Source organism: Actinotignum saccati (assembly GCF_051265055.1).
Classification (GTDB): Bacteria; Actinomycetota; Actinomycetes; order Actinomycetales; family Actinomycetaceae; genus Actinotignum.
This window is the reverse complement of record NZ_JBOZCC010000013.1, coordinates 25,842-40,837: the sequence shown is the minus strand read 5'-3', so window position 1 is coordinate 40,837 and position 14,996 is coordinate 25,842. Positions and strand designations below refer to the sequence as shown.

Below are 14,996 nucleotides of genomic sequence, written 5' to 3'. Positions count from 1 at the left end.
GACCTGTGCAGCTTCTGCTGCACAGGTCCCCTTCGGTGTTCCACAGGGAGCGGCGTGCCGCTCCGGTACTTCAACCTGAGTCGTGCAACTTTTTGGATTTTAGGATTTTCTTCGATGTTTGCCCTGTTCAGGGGGTTGTGGTTGGTGGTTTTGGGTCACTAATAGGTAGCGGTGTTTTAGCTTGACCGGGGTCGTGCCGCATTTTCTGTGTAAATTGGGCACCTTCTTGGGTGTCACGCCTGGGGCCAATAGACAAAATAGTTACTGATGGTGGCGTATCGTTGGGATGGATCCGGGTGCGGACCTGCACGCACTGGGTTAGCAAACGAAGTGCGCGGGAGAGCACCGTTTGCACCTGATTTCGTGTCTGTAACGCGCACTACGGTGCCTACACGGTCCAGAATGCGCACTTGACACCTCTGCCCACCTCGTGGCTGTGGCGCATGGCAGCGGCTCGGGGCTGTTTTTCGGCCGTGGCTTACGCCTGCCCCAACGGCACCGGCGTGCTTTGAGGAGCGATGGTGTCGGATACTCGGCACGCAGTGGCGCTTGAGTCGCGCAATTCGTATTGCGCTAGTCGTGCAGATTTAACATGCGCGTGGACAACTGGGTCACTAAAGTTGCACGACTCAGGAGGTGACGCTGGGCGAATCGCCGGTGAACTAAGCGGGAGGCGGCGCGGCCGGAATACCAGAACTGGCGGCCGGAAGTAAACCGGGGCCGCACTCCGCAGAGAACCGGACCACCGCGCCGCCGTAACTCGCGGCCGGAATACTAAAGGGGACCTGTGCAGCTTCTGCTGCACAGGTCCCCTTCGGTGTTCCACAGGGAGCGGCGTGCCGCTCCGGTACTTCAAGGCGCGGGGATCATCAGGCCCGCTGCCCTGGAGACTTTACTTCGAGGCGAGGCGGGCGCCTTCCACGAGCGTCTCGAGCTTCGCCCAAGCAATGGACGGGTAGATGCGCCCGCCCAGCCCGCAATCGGTCGAAGCGATCACGCGCTCGGGGCCCACCAGCGAGGTGAAATGCTCAATGCGCTGAGCCACCAGCTCGGGATGTTCCACCACGTTCGTGGAGTGGGAAACAACGCCCGGGATAAGCACCTTGTCCTCCGGCAGGGCGATATCTTCCCAAATCTTCCATTCGTGTGCGTGGCGGGCATTGCCCGCTTCGAAGGTCAGGCCGTGCGCCTTCACCTTCAGACACAGATCCACGATATCGCGGAAGGGAATATCGGTCGTGTGCGGGCCGTGCCAGGAACCCCAGCACACGTGCAGGCGCACGAGTTCCGGATCGATGCCTTCCAGCGCGTAGTTGATCGCTTCAATACGACGAGCCACCCAGGTGCGGTAATCGGCAACCGCCGGTTCCGGATTGACCTGGTCCCAGCCTTCCGCCAGCGAGGGATCGTCGATCTGGACGGTCAGGCCGGCATCGGTGATGATCTTGTATTCCTCGTGGAGGGCATCGGCCATCGCGGTGAGGACTTCATCTTCCGACTTGTAATGCGTATTGGAAATACGCGCCGCGGACCCGGGAGACAGCGCCGCGATGAACCCGGAAGATGCATCAAGCCCGTTGGCCTTGAGTGCCTTGAGGGTAAGGTCGACGTCGCGCTGAGTTTGTTCGGCACCGATGTAGGTCACGGGGCCGGTGATGGTGGGCATGGCCACTTCCTGGCGCTTGGCCTGGTGGATTCCCGATTCCGGATCCGTGTAGGCATCCTTGAACCGCTGCCAATCCCGGCGCTGGTCGAAGGGAACGAGCTCAACCGCTCCCCCACCCGCGGTGGCAGCCGCGTGGAATTCGTTATCCGTGAATTCCAGCCCGCCCAGGCGCGAGAAAGAGTACCACCACCAGGAACCGTAATTGGTTACTTCGGTCATGACGTGACCGTATTCGCCGTCGTTAATAATATCGAGGCCGATCTCCTTCTGGCGCGCAACAACGCCCGCAACTTCGGCGTCGAGCTTTTCCTTGAATTCAGCCTCGCTAATCTGGCCGTTCTGGTGCGCTTCGTTGGTAGCGCGCAGCGAATCGGTACGCGGGAGGGAACCGACGTGGGTGGTCTTGATCTTCGTCATATTAATATCCTTTGTGCTGGGTGTGGTGATGGAGATCGGTCCGACTTAGCGTATCCCATCAACGATACGACGCCGCAGCGGCGGGTGCTCAGTGAGACGTAACGGACCGGGGCGAGATGTCCTCGCGCGCGGAATCGCCCGAAGGCCAAGTGGAATCCGCGCTAGCCCAGCATTCGCATTCGGGCGGCGGGCATCGTCATGGCAGAGCGAGGATCAGTGAGAACCATGGTGCATCCTTTCCGTCCGAATCGGGGCGCCGGGGCCGTACCGCCGGCGTTGTTATCAGGTGATACCCGTTGTGGGCACCTACCTCCAGTAGCCTAGAGGGAATTATTAAGCCACGTCAAACTGTTGACCACTATATGAGACGAGGGTTATAGGTTGGGCTATAAGGCCAGGTGCTTGGGCAGTTTGATACGAATAACGGACCGGCGCACTGGACCCGCCGCGTGTACAGAATCCGCCAGGTATACAGGACCTGCCGGATACACGGGACCCGCCAGAGATACAGAATGGGCCCGGGTAAAAACCCGGACCCATTCAGCGTGAAACGATGAAACAGTTGAGGATGAATTACCTAGTGGCAACCAGCCTCGGAACTGTTACCAGTGCCAGAGGCAGGTTTGCTTAGGCAAACTTGCGGTAGGCAACGAAGGCGCCACCGGCCAGGAGGAGCAGAGCAGCCCCACCAGCAGCCGCACCGGCGTCAACACCGGAGTTGGCCAGCTTCTTACCTTCGGCCTTCTTGGCTTCCTTCTTAGCGTCAGCCTTCTTCTCAGCCTTGGGATCAGCCTTCTTATCGGCATCCTTCTTGGGCTCAGCCTTCGGGTCCGCCTTGGGATCGACCTTGTTGCCGTCCTTCTTCGGGTCAACCTTGGGCTGCTCGGGCTTCGGGGTCTGGCCCTTCAGAGCGTCAAGAGCCTTCTGGGCGGCATCCAGTTCAGCAACGGCCTTGTCGTAGGCGCCCTGAAGCGCCTCAACACCCGGGAAAGCATCGAGGGCTTCTTCAGCGTAGCTGAGGGTACCCTTCTGGATGTCGATGTAACCCTGGATGTCAGCGATATCAGTCTTGATATCTTCCACCGCGCGGAGACCCTCAACGCCAGCCTTGGCGGTGTCCATAGCCTTCTTGGCCTCAGCCATACCCTTCTGGAGAGCCGCATCGTTCGGGTTGGCTTCGAAAGCCACGCGAGCCTTGTTGTAATTCTCCTGGGCGGTAGCCAAAGCCGCGTAGGCAGCCTCAGCCTTCTTAAGTTCCTTGGGAAGTTCAGCCTTAGCGACCTCAAGTTCGGTCAGCTTGGCCTTCGCGTTCGAGACGGCGATCTCGAGCTTTTCGAGCTTTTCGGAAGCGGCCTTCAGCTCAGCTTCCGCGGCAGTAACCTTCGCCTTGGCGTCGGCCACAGCCTTTTCAGCCGCCGTGGTATCGGCAGCGGTCACCTGGGGTGCATCAGGCGCGGCAGGAGCAGCGTAAGCTACACCCCCCCGCGGCGAGCATCACACCAAAGGTAGCGCCAGCCACAATCTTCTTCAACTGCATGTCTACTCCTATAAACGTATGTCCATGGCATGCCTACCCCAGAAGAGCCCTTTTACCGACCGATCCCATTCGCCAGCCGTGCACTCCACTGAGCACCTGCCACAACAGTCACAATACTTTATTGCGCTCTATTAATATACGGGAACGATGAGATTTTCGAAACCTTGTGACCATCGCCACAGCGCGTAGTTTAAGCTGCAATTCCGCGCCACATTAACACGTACTTTTTATTGAAGAAATGTAATTGCCCAGGTAGAAGTGCATGAGTACGTATTAATATACCTCGCTCTCTAAAATCTGACCTCATGGCATCGGATGTTAATTCTGTGGTTATAGTGACAATTGAGGCCTGTGTCACTCCGCGAGCGCAAGATGTTTCACTATGCACGATGGCTACCACCAACTACTCGCCAGAAAGGGGCCACAGCGGCAGGCGAACTACGCGCGGTCAGCGGCTCTCACCCTCGCCGCCTTCCACCACGCACCCATAATTCCCCACCCGGGCACCCAAGGCGATAAGCTCAAGGCGCTATAAGCACATTCCTCACATATCGGGAAAGACCTCTATGTCCACGAATTCCACGCCGGCACCCGCCGGAAATCCAGCACCCGGCACGCCCGCACCGGGCACGCCCACGTCCACCTCACCCGCGACCGCGGGCACATCAGCACCGGGCACTCACACCAAGCCTCATGCCACCCACCTGCACCGCGACCTCCACAATCGCCATATCCAAATGATCGCGCTGGGCGGTGCCATCGGCACGGGCCTCTTCTACGGCTCGGCCTCCTCCATCAGCCTGGCCGGCCCGGCGATCCTCTTCGTGTACCTCATTGGCGGCTGCACGATCTACCTTGTTATGCGCGCCCTGGGCGAGATGAGCGTGCACGAGCCGGTCCCCGGCGCCTTCTCCCACTACGCCTACAAATATTGGAGCCCGCGCGCCGGCTTCATCTCGGGCTGGAACTACTGGTTTAACTACATTTTCGTGGCGATGTCAGAGCTGTCCGTCGTCGGCCTGTATATCAACTACTGGTTCCCTGCGGTCCCCACCTGGCTCACCGCGGCCTTCTGCCTGGTGTTCATCACGGCGGTGAACCTACTCGAGGTACGCGCCTTCGGCGAATTCGAATTCTGGTTCGCGCTGGTCAAAGTGGTGGCCATTATCGGAATGATCGTGCTGGGAATCCTGGTGCTCGTCGTCGGGCTCCAAGAACCCCACCAGGTTCCGCCCGGAACCTCTTTCGCCGAGCTGGTTTTCCCCAATGGCCTCAAGGGGGCGACCTTCGCTTTCGTCGTCGTTATGTTTAGTTTTGGCGGCATTGAACTTATCGGCATTACCGCCGGGGAGGCGGATGACCCGCGCCGGTCCATCCCCCGCGCCATCAACCTGGTGATTCAGCGCATCCTCATTTTCTACGTGCTGTCACTCGCCATCATCATGGCGGTCATCCCGTGGCGCTCCATCGACGGGCACGCCAGCCCCTTCGTCCAGATTTTCGATTCGGTGGGGATCACGTTTGCGGCCCATATCCTCAATTTTGTGGTGCTCACCGCGGCGCTCTCCGTCTACAATTCCGGCCTGTATTCCAACGGCCGCATGCTCTATTCGCTGGCGCAGCAGGGTAACGCCCCGCGGATTTTCGCCACGCTTTCGCGCGCGGGCACGCCGTACGTGGGAATTTTGACGTCCTCGGCCGTGACCGTGGTGGCGGTCATTGTGGTCTTCGCGTTCCCGAATTTCGCTTTCGGGTATCTGCTGTCCATCGCCCTCATCGCCGGGATTATCAACTGGACGATGGTCGTGATCACGCAGCTGAAATTCCGCGCCGCGCTCGGCCCGGAACACGTGGCGGGCCTCAGCTACAAGCTCCCCGGCGGCCTCGCCTCGAGCATTTTCGTGCTGGTGGCGCTGGCGGCCTGCGTGGTCCTCATGCTGTTCCAAGACGCCTACCGCGTGGCCGTTTTCGTTGGCCCGGCCTGGCTGCTACTCCTCACCGTCGCCTACCAGGTGAAGGTTTCGCGTGAGAAGCGCCATGCGCGCGCGTAATTATTAATAAAGTACGACGACGACCGGGCCGGGATGCGAGCATCCCGGCCCGGTGCATCTGGCCCACGGGAGATTGGGCCAGATGCAGCTACTTGGGGCCGCGGGCGATCAGGGCTTAGAATTCGCCGTCGATGGGCGAATTGGCCACCACCTTGATATTGACGAATTCGTGAATACCCAGGTCAATGAGCTCGTGGCCGTAGCCGGAGTTCTTCACGCCGCCAAAGGGGATATCCGCCGCGACCGCGGTGGGATGGTTGAGGTAGACCATCCCGGTATCCAGCCGCGCGGCTACCTTCTTGCCGCGTTCCAGATCCTCGGTAAAGACCGAGCCGCCCAGGCCGTAGGGCGAATCATTGGCCAGGGTAATTGCCTCTTCTTCGTCCTTGACCCGGTAAATCTGGGAGACCGGCCCGAAGAATTCCGTATAGCGGCACTTCGCGCCCTCGGGAATGTCCGTGAGGATAGTGGGCTGGAAGAAGTTGCCGTGCTCGGGTAGCTCAATTCCGGCTTCTTCCGCCTTAGCGCCCTCAGCAATAGCTTCCTCAAGCTGCTTGGCCAGATCGCGCTTCGCTGCCGCGGAGGACAGCGGAGCCAGAGTGGTATCCCGATCCATCGGGTCCCCAGCCTTGAGCTGCTTGACGCCTTCCCGGTACTTCTCCAGGAATTCGTCGTACACGGAATCCACCACGATCATGCGCTTGGAGGAGCAGCACACCTGCCCGGCATTCCAATGCCGGCCGGTGACCGCCCAGGCGACCGTCTTATCAATATCGGCATCCTCGAGCACGATAAAAGCATCGGCCCCGCCCAGTTCCAGCGTGGACTTCTTAATGTACTTGCCGGCCAACTGCGCAATAGCCGCCCCGGCTACTTCCGAACCGGTGAGCGCCACCCCGCGCACCCGCGGATCGGCCAGCACAATTTCCGACTGGTCGTGGGAGAGGTAGAGATTCTGGAAGCAGCCTTCGGGCAGGCCCGCTTCGCGGAAAATCTCCACGAAGGTAGCGGCCGATTCCGGAACGATAGATGCATGCTTGAGAATGAGAGTATTGCCGGCGAAAAGCTGCGGGGCAGCCACGCGGACAATCTGGTAGTAGGGGAAGTTCCACGGTTCCACCATGAACAGCACCCCGAGCGGCTGGAAGAGCAGCTGCACGGCATCCTTCCCGTATTTATCCGAGGGGAGCGTGCGGGTGGCCAAATACTTTTCGCCATTGCGCACGTAGTCTTCAAACATCGCGATGCAGATATCGACTTCCGCTTCCGCTTCCCCGATCACCTTGCCCATTTCCTTGGTGATAATCGAGGCGTATTCGGTGCGGCGTTCGCGCAGCAGGTCGGCAGCCTTCTGGAGCACCTGCGCGCGCTCTTCATACGATGTTTCCCGCCACGCCACGAAGGCGTGATGGGCAACGTCTACTGCCTTCTTGACTTCCTCATCAGTGGCAGTGGGATATTCCTTAAGTGTTTCACCGGTGTACGGACTGACTGTCTTGTACGCCATTGTTCGACCTCCGCGTATCGGTGCGAGCAGGCCCGCGGCCCGCCCGCGTAGTGGATAAATTCGATGGGCTTCCCGGCGTATCCCGCGCGCCTGACCCCCTGCGCGAGCAGCGCAGATACAGGGACTTAGGGCCGGGTAGAGAGGCGACGGCGCTTCGCTACCCGCGGGAAGAGAGCACATATACGGTTATGAACGGAACGCGGAATCTCCCGCATTCCTATCTATCACTCTACCTATTTTTGGGCACATGTGAGGGGTTTCATATCTCTGGGTGAACATGGGACAGCCCTGGGACCCCTGTCCCGGTGCTGCGTCGTCGTTCCCATGCGCCTCGCGCTGCAATGTGCTTGCCGTGCCCGCCACCGGGGCGCGGCCCCTAAACTAGGGGTATGAGTAATACTTTCCCCCAGGGGGCAGATGTGCCCTCGGAGCAACCCTCGAATCCGCCTGAGCCCAGTGGTACTCCCACGCCTACGCCAGCGCCTATGCCCGCACCTGCACCAATGGCAGCGTCCGCACCTGCACCAATGCCAGCGCCAGCGCCCGCGGTTCGCACCACTCCGCCGCTGGCGGCTCCGCTCGGCGTGCTGGCCGGGTCCATTATCGGTTTTATTGGCACGGCGCTGCATTTCTGGACTCTGCATATGAGCGCCGGCACTCAGTCGGAAGATTTCGGCGTCAAGCTGTGGGAAACCGATACCAAGTCGGTGGCCATTTTCATCACCATCGGGCTGGCCTTGGGCGCGATTGGCGCTTTCGTGGGGCTGGTGCGCCAAGCGCCCGCCGCGGTGCGGAAGACGTGGTCCTCGGGCGGCATCGTCGGCGCGGTTATCGTGGGAATTTACCTGGTTATTAATATCAAGCCCTCGGATGCGGATACCATCATCGCTTACGGGCAGGCCCAGGGCGTGGATGTGGATATTGCGCCCGGTATTGGCTACTACCTGCTCGCGGTGGCCGCGGTACTCATGCTGGGCTTCGGAATCTGGCAAATCGCCAAGACTCCGGCCACGGTAGCCAGCCCCGCGCAGCCCGGCACCGGTGCCGGCGCAGCCGCGCAGGCGCCCTTCGCCGGCCAGAGCCCGCAGTTCCCGCCGCAGGATCCCGTTTTCCCGCCGGCACCGCCCGCTGCGCCAGCAGCGGCGTCGTCGCCCGAAAATACGGGCCACGCAGAAAGCACAGCGCCCGCGGAAACGCAGCCCACGCAAGAAGTGCGCGAGGGCGAAGAACCGCGCGAGGGCGAAGCCCCGCAGAACCCGCCGGCCCCGCACAACTAGCGGCGCTGCCGGTTACAGGCCCAGCTCGAAGAGGTCGTTGAGCACGGTGAGCACGCCTTCTTCCGCATTGGAGGGCGCCACGTAGCGGGCGGCCGCCACCACATCGGGCTGGGCATTCGCCATGGCGAAGCTGAAGCGAGCGTGCTCGAACATGGGGATGTCATTATTGAAATCCCCGAAGCACAGGGTTTGAGCCGGACTGATGCCGAGGCTGGCCTGGAGGCCGGCCAGGCCGGTACCTTTCGTGGCCGCGGAGGGATTGACGTCCGTCCACAGCTGCCCGCTGCGCACCACATCCACGCCCGGCCCGAGGGTTTCCAGCAGCGGGATCACGCGCCGGAGCGGGTCAGCGAAACTGAGCACCCCAATTTTGTAAATCCCCTCGGTATGGGGCATGAGGTCGGGGACGATCGCATTCGCGTGATAGTAAGCGAGGGTTTCGTCCAGGAACGCGCTATCGCGGCGTTCGGCGTAGGCTTTCTCCCCGCAGAGCACCGTGCCCACGTCCTCCCCGGCCGCGCTGAGCTCGCGCACGATCTCCACCACCCGCGCGCTCGTTTCCCGCGGCAGGGTGGTCGTGGCCAGCGGCGCGCCGTCCCGGCGCACATTCGCCCCGTTCTCCGCGATAATCGGCATGCCTTCCACGTGGGCGGAAAACATATCCGCGAGGGTCTGGTACTGGCGCCCGGAGGCCGGGCAGAAAATAATGCCACGCTCCCGCAGGCGCGCCACCAGCTCATTGCCGCGTTCCGGGAAAATCTTGCCCGGCAGGAGGAAGGTGCCATCCATATCAACAACGACGAGTTTCACGCTGGCGGCGGCCTCGCGCAGGAGGCTCAGGTCGGTAGGTGCGGGCTCGGTAGGTGCGGGAGGCACGAAAAAACCTTTCTGGGTAGGAAGCGAACGGTACGCGACTGGCTTAGCTTTACTCGGTACCGGCCAGGGCCACCACATCCGCGCGGCTGGCCGTATAGCCTTGCGCCCCGGAGGCCCCGGTGGCGATAGCGCCAAGCGCCGTGCCCCACCGCGCCGCGGTGGCCAGGGATTCGCCCACGGCCAGGGCGGCCGCGAAAGCTCCCACAAAAGCATCGCCCGCGCCGGTGGTATCCACAACATCCACGTGGTGGGCGGGCAGCGCATCGGCCTTGACATCAGCATCGGGCAGGTAGGCGTCAATATACTGGCAGCCGTGGCTTCCTAACGTCACCACGATGGAACCGCCGTAACGCAGGTGGAGCTGCTGGGCGCGGTCGGTCACCTTGGTCCCCAGGATGGTATCCGCCTCGGTTTCATTGACGATGAGCACGTCCACGTTCTCCAGCAGGTGGCCCACCGGGGCGGCCGGGGCAGCGTTGAGCACCGTGGTGGCCCCGCGTTTCTTCGCCTCCGCCAGGGCAGCCGCCACCGCCGGTTCGGGAATTTCCAGCTGGCAGACCACAATATCCCCCGCCTGCACCGCGGCGAGGCGCTCCACCACATTCTCCGGGGTATTCGCGGCGTTCGCGCCGGCCACCACCACGATGGCATTTTCGCCATCGGCATCGGATTGGATCATGGCCTGCCCGGTGGGTTCACTCACCCGCAGCACGGCAGCCATATCAAGATTCTCTTCCGCGGCGAGCTCAGTGGCAACGGCATCCCCCACCGCATCGCGCCCGAGCGCGGCCACCATGGTGACGGGAATCCCCATGCGAGCCGCGGCAACCGCCTGGTTGAGGCCCTTCCCGCCCAGCGCGGTGTGGGAGCTGAGCGCGGAAATTGTTTCTCCCGGCTCCACAAAATTCTCCACCTTGAGGAAAGTATCGGAATTCATGCTTCCAACAACGAAAATGCGTGCCATGGATACACCCCGTTCTATTTAGGCTCGTGCGCGGGCGACGGCGCCAATCGCGCGGCTCATCACCCCCATACTACCCGGAGCCGCTCCGGTTCCGGGCGCGCTCACCCAAAGGTGGTACGACGACGCGCGCGGCGCGCAGCGCCGCGCGGGGAACCCGCCCCCTGCCCGCTAAGCGCAGTGCGTGGCGATATACTCGCGCACCGCTTCCGGATCGGCGGGAACCTGAGTCGAACGCTGCGGGAGGGCGAGCAGCCCGGCCAGACGTTCCTCCAGGCCATCGGCCACATCCCCGACCGCTTCACGCACGGTATGCGCGAATTTCTCCGGGCGGGCGGTTTCCATGGCGAGCACTGGGACCGCACCGTCGCCCAGGCGGCGGGCCACCGTGACCGCGTCCGCGGTATGCGGGTCAATGAGGATCCCGCTGGTCCGGTAGGTCCATTCAATAGCGGCCAGGCGGTCCGCATGGTGGGATGAGGAGGCCGCGAAACCGAATGTCTCCCCGAATTCCGGCAGATAATCGCGCATATCCAAGGTCCCGGTGGCGCCCAGCTGCTCCCAGGCGGCCGAGAAGTCCTCCCCCAGCACCTGCCAGATGAAACGCTCCACATTGGAGGCCTTGGAAATATCCATAGAGGGGCTGGAGGTTGCAAACGTACGCTCGCGCGAGCGCGGGGTATAGCGCCCCGTGGTGAAGAATTCTTCCAGCACATTATTTTCGTTGGTGGCCAGCAGCAGGCGGCGGATGGGCAGGCCCATGCAGCGGGCCAGGTGGCCGGCGTAAATATTGCCGAAGTTACCCGAGGGCACGCAGAAATCTACCCGGGTGGAATCAGCGCCCGCATCGCCAGCTCCGGCACCCACACCGCCGGCCTCGGCCCCCGCCCCGCAGGTCCCGCTGGGAGCGGGAGTGGGCGCCGCGGCAGCGGCGGCGTCGTCGTTCCTATCCTGCGAGAACGGGCCATCGGTATAACGCAACCACGCCCAGAAGTAGTAGACGATCTGCGCGGCGATCCGCCCGAAATTGATGGAATTGACCGCGCCGATGCGGTAGCGGGTTTTGAAGTCGATATCCGAGCTGAGGGTTTTGACGATGTCTTGGCAGTCGTCGAAAACGCCATCGACAACGAGGTTGTGGATATTGGCATCCTGGAGGGAATACATTTGGGCGCGCTGCACCGCGGACATGCGCCCGCGCGGGGAAAGCATCACCACCCGCACGCCCGGCTGGCCGCGGAAAGCGTATTCCGCCGAGGAGCCGGTATCCCCCGAGGTGGCGCCCAGGATGGTGAGTTCACGCCCGGTGGCGGCCAGCACATAAGGAATGGCCTGGCCCAGGAATTGCATGGCGAGATCCTTGAACGCCATGGTGGGGCCTTCGGAGAGGCCCACCAGCACGAGGGTATTATCCACGCGGCGCAGCGGCACCCCGCCCGGGAAATTCTGCGGGCTATAGGCGGCCGCGGTGAGGCGCGCGAGGTCCGCGGTGGGAATATCGGTGGCGTACAGGCCAATAATCGCGGCGGCCAGCTCCGGGTAACTCAGGGTGCGCCAAGCTTCGAGCTGCGCGGCGCTCACCTGCGGGATGCTGGCGGGCACCACCAGGCCGCCGTCCGGGGCCAGGCCGTCGAGCAGAATATCGGTGAAAGAAGCCGGTTCCATCCCGGAACGCGTGGAGATGAACTGCATGCTCGCCTTTCGCTGAGGGTGGGCGCGGGGAAGAAGGCCGCTCTCCCATCATAGTGGCTCCCGGCGCGCAATACGGGCGGCCGCTGTAGTGCTGGCGCATGGCCCGGAGCGGGCCGCCCGGCGCCCAGCCGCCCGCGAACGGCTCTTCACATTCTCTTCACGAAGCCTCCAGGAAGTCTCCAGTAAGCTGAGAAAAGCTACTACCTATCAGAAATTTTCCCGAAGACGTGAAAGGTACCCGGTAGTGACCTTAGCTGGACGCGCGTGGCGTTACGTCACCCGAAAACATATCCGTACCCTGCTTCTTTTCGTCATTATCACGGCGGTGGTGACCGTGCTGGTTTCGGCCGGGGCGGTGCGAACAGCCTCAGCCGCCGCGGGCCGCGACGCGGAACGCACCCTGGGCTCCGGTTTCGTGCTGGAGAACTCCCCCTACAATTCCGGCACCCCGCGCGGGGGCGGCACCGTCAAACCCGCGGACGTGGAGCGAATCGCCGCCCTGCCCGGGGTGGATCGCTACACCGCACGCCAGGATGTGACCGCCGATTTGGTGGGCGCCAAGGTGGCCCGGCTGGATCGCCAGGAATATGACGCCAAGCGCGAGGCGCAGCTCGGCAACGCGGTGAGCGTGCGCGGGGTGAGCGCCAGCGCGGATGAAACGAATATTCGCAGCGGCACCCTGGAGCTAGTGGCCGGGCGGCATATTACCCGCGAAGATAAAAATAAGGCGATTATTCACGAGGATTTGGCGCGGCTCAACGGCCTGACCATTGGCTCGAAACTCACCCTGCGCGGGAACCCCTACGATTACGACAATACGAAGAAATCCACCGCGGAAGTCACCGTGGAAATCGTGGGGCTGGTGCGCGGGGATAATCCGCAGCCGGCCGCCCGCCGCCTCGAGCTTTTCGCCAACGCGGTTTACACGGACCTCGCCACCACCCGCGCGCTGTACGCCTACACCCCGGAAACCGAGATCTACCAGGACACCACCTTCTTCGTGACCGAGGGCGCCGATAGCGAAACGGTGATGAACGAGGCGCGCGGCCTGCCTATTGATTGGCGTAACTATCAACTCACCCGCACTTCCCAGCTGCTCACCGGGATTACCGGCGCGGTGGCCGGGGTACAGAGCGTCATGACCGGCGCGATTATAACGACGGCGCTCCTCGCCCTCGCGCTTCTCAGCCTGGTGCTGGTGCTGTGGCTGCGCGAACGCCGCCGCGAAACCGGGGTGCTGCTCGCTATCGGCACCTCGAAAGCGAAGATTCTGGGCCAGTACCTGGTGGAGCTGCTCTTTATTACTATTCCGGCGGCGGCGTGCGGGGTGGCGCTCAGCAGCGTGGTCGCCCAGCGGGTGGGGACCAGCGTGCTGGCCTCTGTGAAGAAATCCGGGATGGAGGAGCTCACTTCGCAGGCACCGCTCGGGGGCGGGGTGGATGTCACCACGGCCACGCGAACCTTGGATGACCTTTCGGTTCAGTTAAGTGCGGGTACGACGACGCTCGCTCTGGCCCTCACCCTCGCCGTGCTTATCGGGGCAACCGTGCTGGCGGCTCTCCCCATGCTGCGTACCTCCCCGCGCAAGCTACTGGTGAGTGCGGCATGAGTGGGGTGACTCCCGAAAGTGGGCATGTGGGCGGCGGTACGCGAGTGGGCGATGGAACGCGAGTGCGCGAGAGCGCGCCACCGGGGACTCGGCTTCCTGCGCCCATGAGCGCGGGGACGCGAGCCGGGCTCGCGCTGCGGCGCCGCCCGGTTCGCAATGTGCTGCTGTTCGTGGTTATTAGCGTTATTTTTACAGCGCTGGTGGCGCAGGCCGGGGTGCGCGGGGCCATGGGCCAGCTGCGCACCGCCATTGATGCCCAGGTGGGAGCCGGGTTCGTGGCGAGCGCTCCGGCTGCTTCGGCGGACGATGCGGGTGATGCGGTCCCAAGCGATAGCCCCAACACCAACCCCGGTGATAATCCGCTGACCCAAGCCGCACCCACCCTAACTCCGGCCCAGGCCGGCCAGCTCGCGGCGCTTCCCGGCGTGGCGAGCACGACCACCGAGCAAGATATTCTGGCCACTCCGGTAGGTGCCACAGCGGTGGCCACCGCGGGCGGGGTGCAGCTGGATGCCGGCGTCATGGGCGCGGTGACGGTAACCGCAAGCTCGGATCCGGCGCGGTTCCCGGCTTTCGCGGCCAAGCTCTACCGGCTCACGTCCGGAAAGATGAACAGCGGCGCGGAACCGGGCGCCCTCATTCACCGCGATTTCGCCGAGGCGAATGGCTTGCGGGTCGGCGATGAGCTGCGGCTGCGCGGCCCTGCCGGCGAAGTCACCCGCAAGGTCACCGGGATTTTCGACGGCACCACCCCGAATCCTTCCGGGCTCCCGGCAAGCGCAGCCGCGAATCGCATCCTTGTGGATAGCGCGGCCGGCCGCGAGCTCAGCGGGGACGCGGGTGCCACCCGGGTGCGGTGTTTCACCGCGAGCGCGAGCGAGTTACCCGCGAGCCTGGCCGCGGCCCGCGCCGTGCTTCCCGATCTCACCTACGAGCACAATGCCGCGAGTTTCACCGGGGTGCTGCGCGCGGTGGACAGCGTGGAGGGCCTGTTGAGTGCGCTGCTCAGCGGTGCCTGCGCGGCCGGCGTGGTGATTGCCGCGGCGGTGTTGGCCCTGTGGGTGCGCGGGCGTATGCGCGAAATTGGGGTGCTGCTTTCGCTCGGGCAGCGGCGCCGCGTGATTGCCGGCGGTTTCGCGCTTGAGTTGGGCGCGCTGGCGCTGGCTGGCGGCGTCGTCGCTATTCTTGCGGGACGCCAGCTCACCGCGCTCGTCGGGCGAGCCGTTGTGGACGGTGCGGCGCCGGGCGCGCTGGCCGGTTTGCCTCCGGCGGCGGTGAGCGGCGCGGATATTGCGTGGGCGCTGGGCGTTGGCGCCGGGATTCTTGCCGTGGCGCTGGCTATTGCGCTGTTTCCGATCATGCGCCGGTCTCCCCGGCAGATTCTTTCGTCACTGAGTTAGGAA

The 14,996-nt window shown here is 63.2% G+C and carries 10 protein-coding genes; 4 read left to right on the top strand and 6 right to left on the bottom strand.

The annotated features are described in order from the left end of the window. Positions 1-892 precede the first annotated feature (892 nt). Positions 893-2,083 carry a cobalamin-independent methionine synthase II family protein gene (locus ACRQEC_RS08950; protein WP_284889433.1) on the bottom strand — a complete coding sequence of 397 codons (1,191 nt, stop codon included), beginning with the start codon at positions 2,081-2,083 and terminating at the stop codon, positions 893-895. Between the two features lie 627 nt (positions 2,084-2,710). Further along, positions 2,711-3,520, bottom strand: a complete 810-nt coding sequence (locus ACRQEC_RS08945) for a hypothetical protein (RefSeq protein ID WP_284889435.1) — start codon at positions 3,518-3,520, stop codon at positions 2,711-2,713. A 666-nt stretch (positions 3,521-4,186) separates the two neighbouring features. Here ACRQEC_RS08945 and ACRQEC_RS08940 point away from each other — a divergent pair. Next, positions 4,187-5,671, top strand: a complete 1,485-nt coding sequence (locus ACRQEC_RS08940) for an amino acid permease (RefSeq protein ID WP_284889436.1) — start codon at positions 4,187-4,189, stop codon at positions 5,669-5,671. Between the two features lie 115 nt (positions 5,672-5,786). Here ACRQEC_RS08940 and ACRQEC_RS08935 read toward each other — a convergent pair whose 3' ends face one another. After that, positions 5,787-7,178: an NAD-dependent succinate-semialdehyde dehydrogenase gene (locus ACRQEC_RS08935; protein ID WP_284889438.1), complete on the bottom strand. Its 1,392-nt coding sequence runs from the start codon at positions 7,176-7,178 to the stop codon at positions 5,787-5,789. Between the two features lie 389 nt (positions 7,179-7,567). Here ACRQEC_RS08935 and ACRQEC_RS08930 point away from each other — a divergent pair, with 389 nt between their 5' ends. Beyond that, positions 7,568-8,455, top strand: coding sequence for a hypothetical protein (locus ACRQEC_RS08930; protein WP_320756876.1), 888 nt, complete (start codon positions 7,568-7,570; stop codon positions 8,453-8,455). A 12-nt stretch (positions 8,456-8,467) separates the two neighbouring features. On the opposite strand, the gene ACRQEC_RS08925 is transcribed toward ACRQEC_RS08930, so the two are convergent. The 3 genes from ACRQEC_RS08925 to ACRQEC_RS08915 all read right to left on the bottom strand — a co-directional run bounded on the left by ACRQEC_RS08925 (position 8,468) and on the right by ACRQEC_RS08915 (position 11,984). Continuing rightward, positions 8,468-9,331: a Cof-type HAD-IIB family hydrolase gene (locus ACRQEC_RS08925; RefSeq protein WP_284889442.1), complete on the bottom strand. Its 864-nt coding sequence runs from the start codon at positions 9,329-9,331 to the stop codon at positions 8,468-8,470. Positions 9,332-9,380: 49 nt separating this feature from the next. Then, positions 9,381-10,295 (bottom strand): ribokinase, encoded by a 915-nt coding sequence (locus tag ACRQEC_RS08920; RefSeq protein ID WP_284889444.1) that lies wholly within the window; start codon positions 10,293-10,295, stop codon positions 9,381-9,383. Positions 10,296-10,463: 168 nt separating this feature from the next. Continuing rightward, complete coding sequence (locus ACRQEC_RS08915; protein WP_284889447.1) at positions 10,464-11,984, bottom strand: threonine synthase; 1,521 nt, start codon at positions 11,982-11,984, stop codon at positions 10,464-10,466. Between the two features lie 244 nt (positions 11,985-12,228). On the opposite strand from ACRQEC_RS08915, the gene ACRQEC_RS08910 reads away from it, so the two are divergent. Beyond that, on the top strand, positions 12,229-13,593 hold the full coding sequence (locus ACRQEC_RS08910) for an ABC transporter permease (RefSeq protein WP_284889449.1): 1,365 nt from the start codon (positions 12,229-12,231) through the stop codon (positions 13,591-13,593). A gap of 104 nt (positions 13,594-13,697) precedes the next feature. Continuing rightward, positions 13,698-14,993, top strand: coding sequence for an FtsX-like permease family protein (locus ACRQEC_RS08905; protein WP_284889451.1), 1,296 nt, complete (start codon positions 13,698-13,700; stop codon positions 14,991-14,993). Positions 14,994-14,996 lie beyond the last annotated feature (3 nt).

Bases quoted from the DNA above. Each gene is read 5' to 3' on its own strand.
- ACRQEC_RS08950 (WP_284889433.1), bottom strand. From the start codon at position 2,083: ATGACGAAGATCAAGACCACCCACGTCGGTTCCCTCCCGCGTACCGAT.
- ACRQEC_RS08940 (WP_284889436.1), top strand. From the start codon at position 4,187: ATGTCCACGAATTCCACGCCGGCACCCGCCGGAAATCCAGCACCCGGC.
- ACRQEC_RS08935 (WP_284889438.1), bottom strand. From the start codon at position 7,178: ATGGCGTACAAGACAGTCAGTCCGTACACCGGTGAAACACTTAAGGAA.
- ACRQEC_RS08930 (WP_320756876.1), top strand. From the start codon at position 7,568: ATGAGTAATACTTTCCCCCAGGGGGCAGATGTGCCCTCGGAGCAACCC.
- ACRQEC_RS08920 (WP_284889444.1), bottom strand. From the start codon at position 10,295: ATGGCACGCATTTTCGTTGTTGGAAGCATGAATTCCGATACTTTCCTC.
- ACRQEC_RS08915 (WP_284889447.1), bottom strand. From the start codon at position 11,984: ATGCAGTTCATCTCCACGCGTTCCGGGATGGAACCGGCTTCTTTCACC.
- ACRQEC_RS08905 (WP_284889451.1), top strand. From the start codon at position 13,698: ATGAGCGCGGGGACGCGAGCCGGGCTCGCGCTGCGGCGCCGCCCGGTT.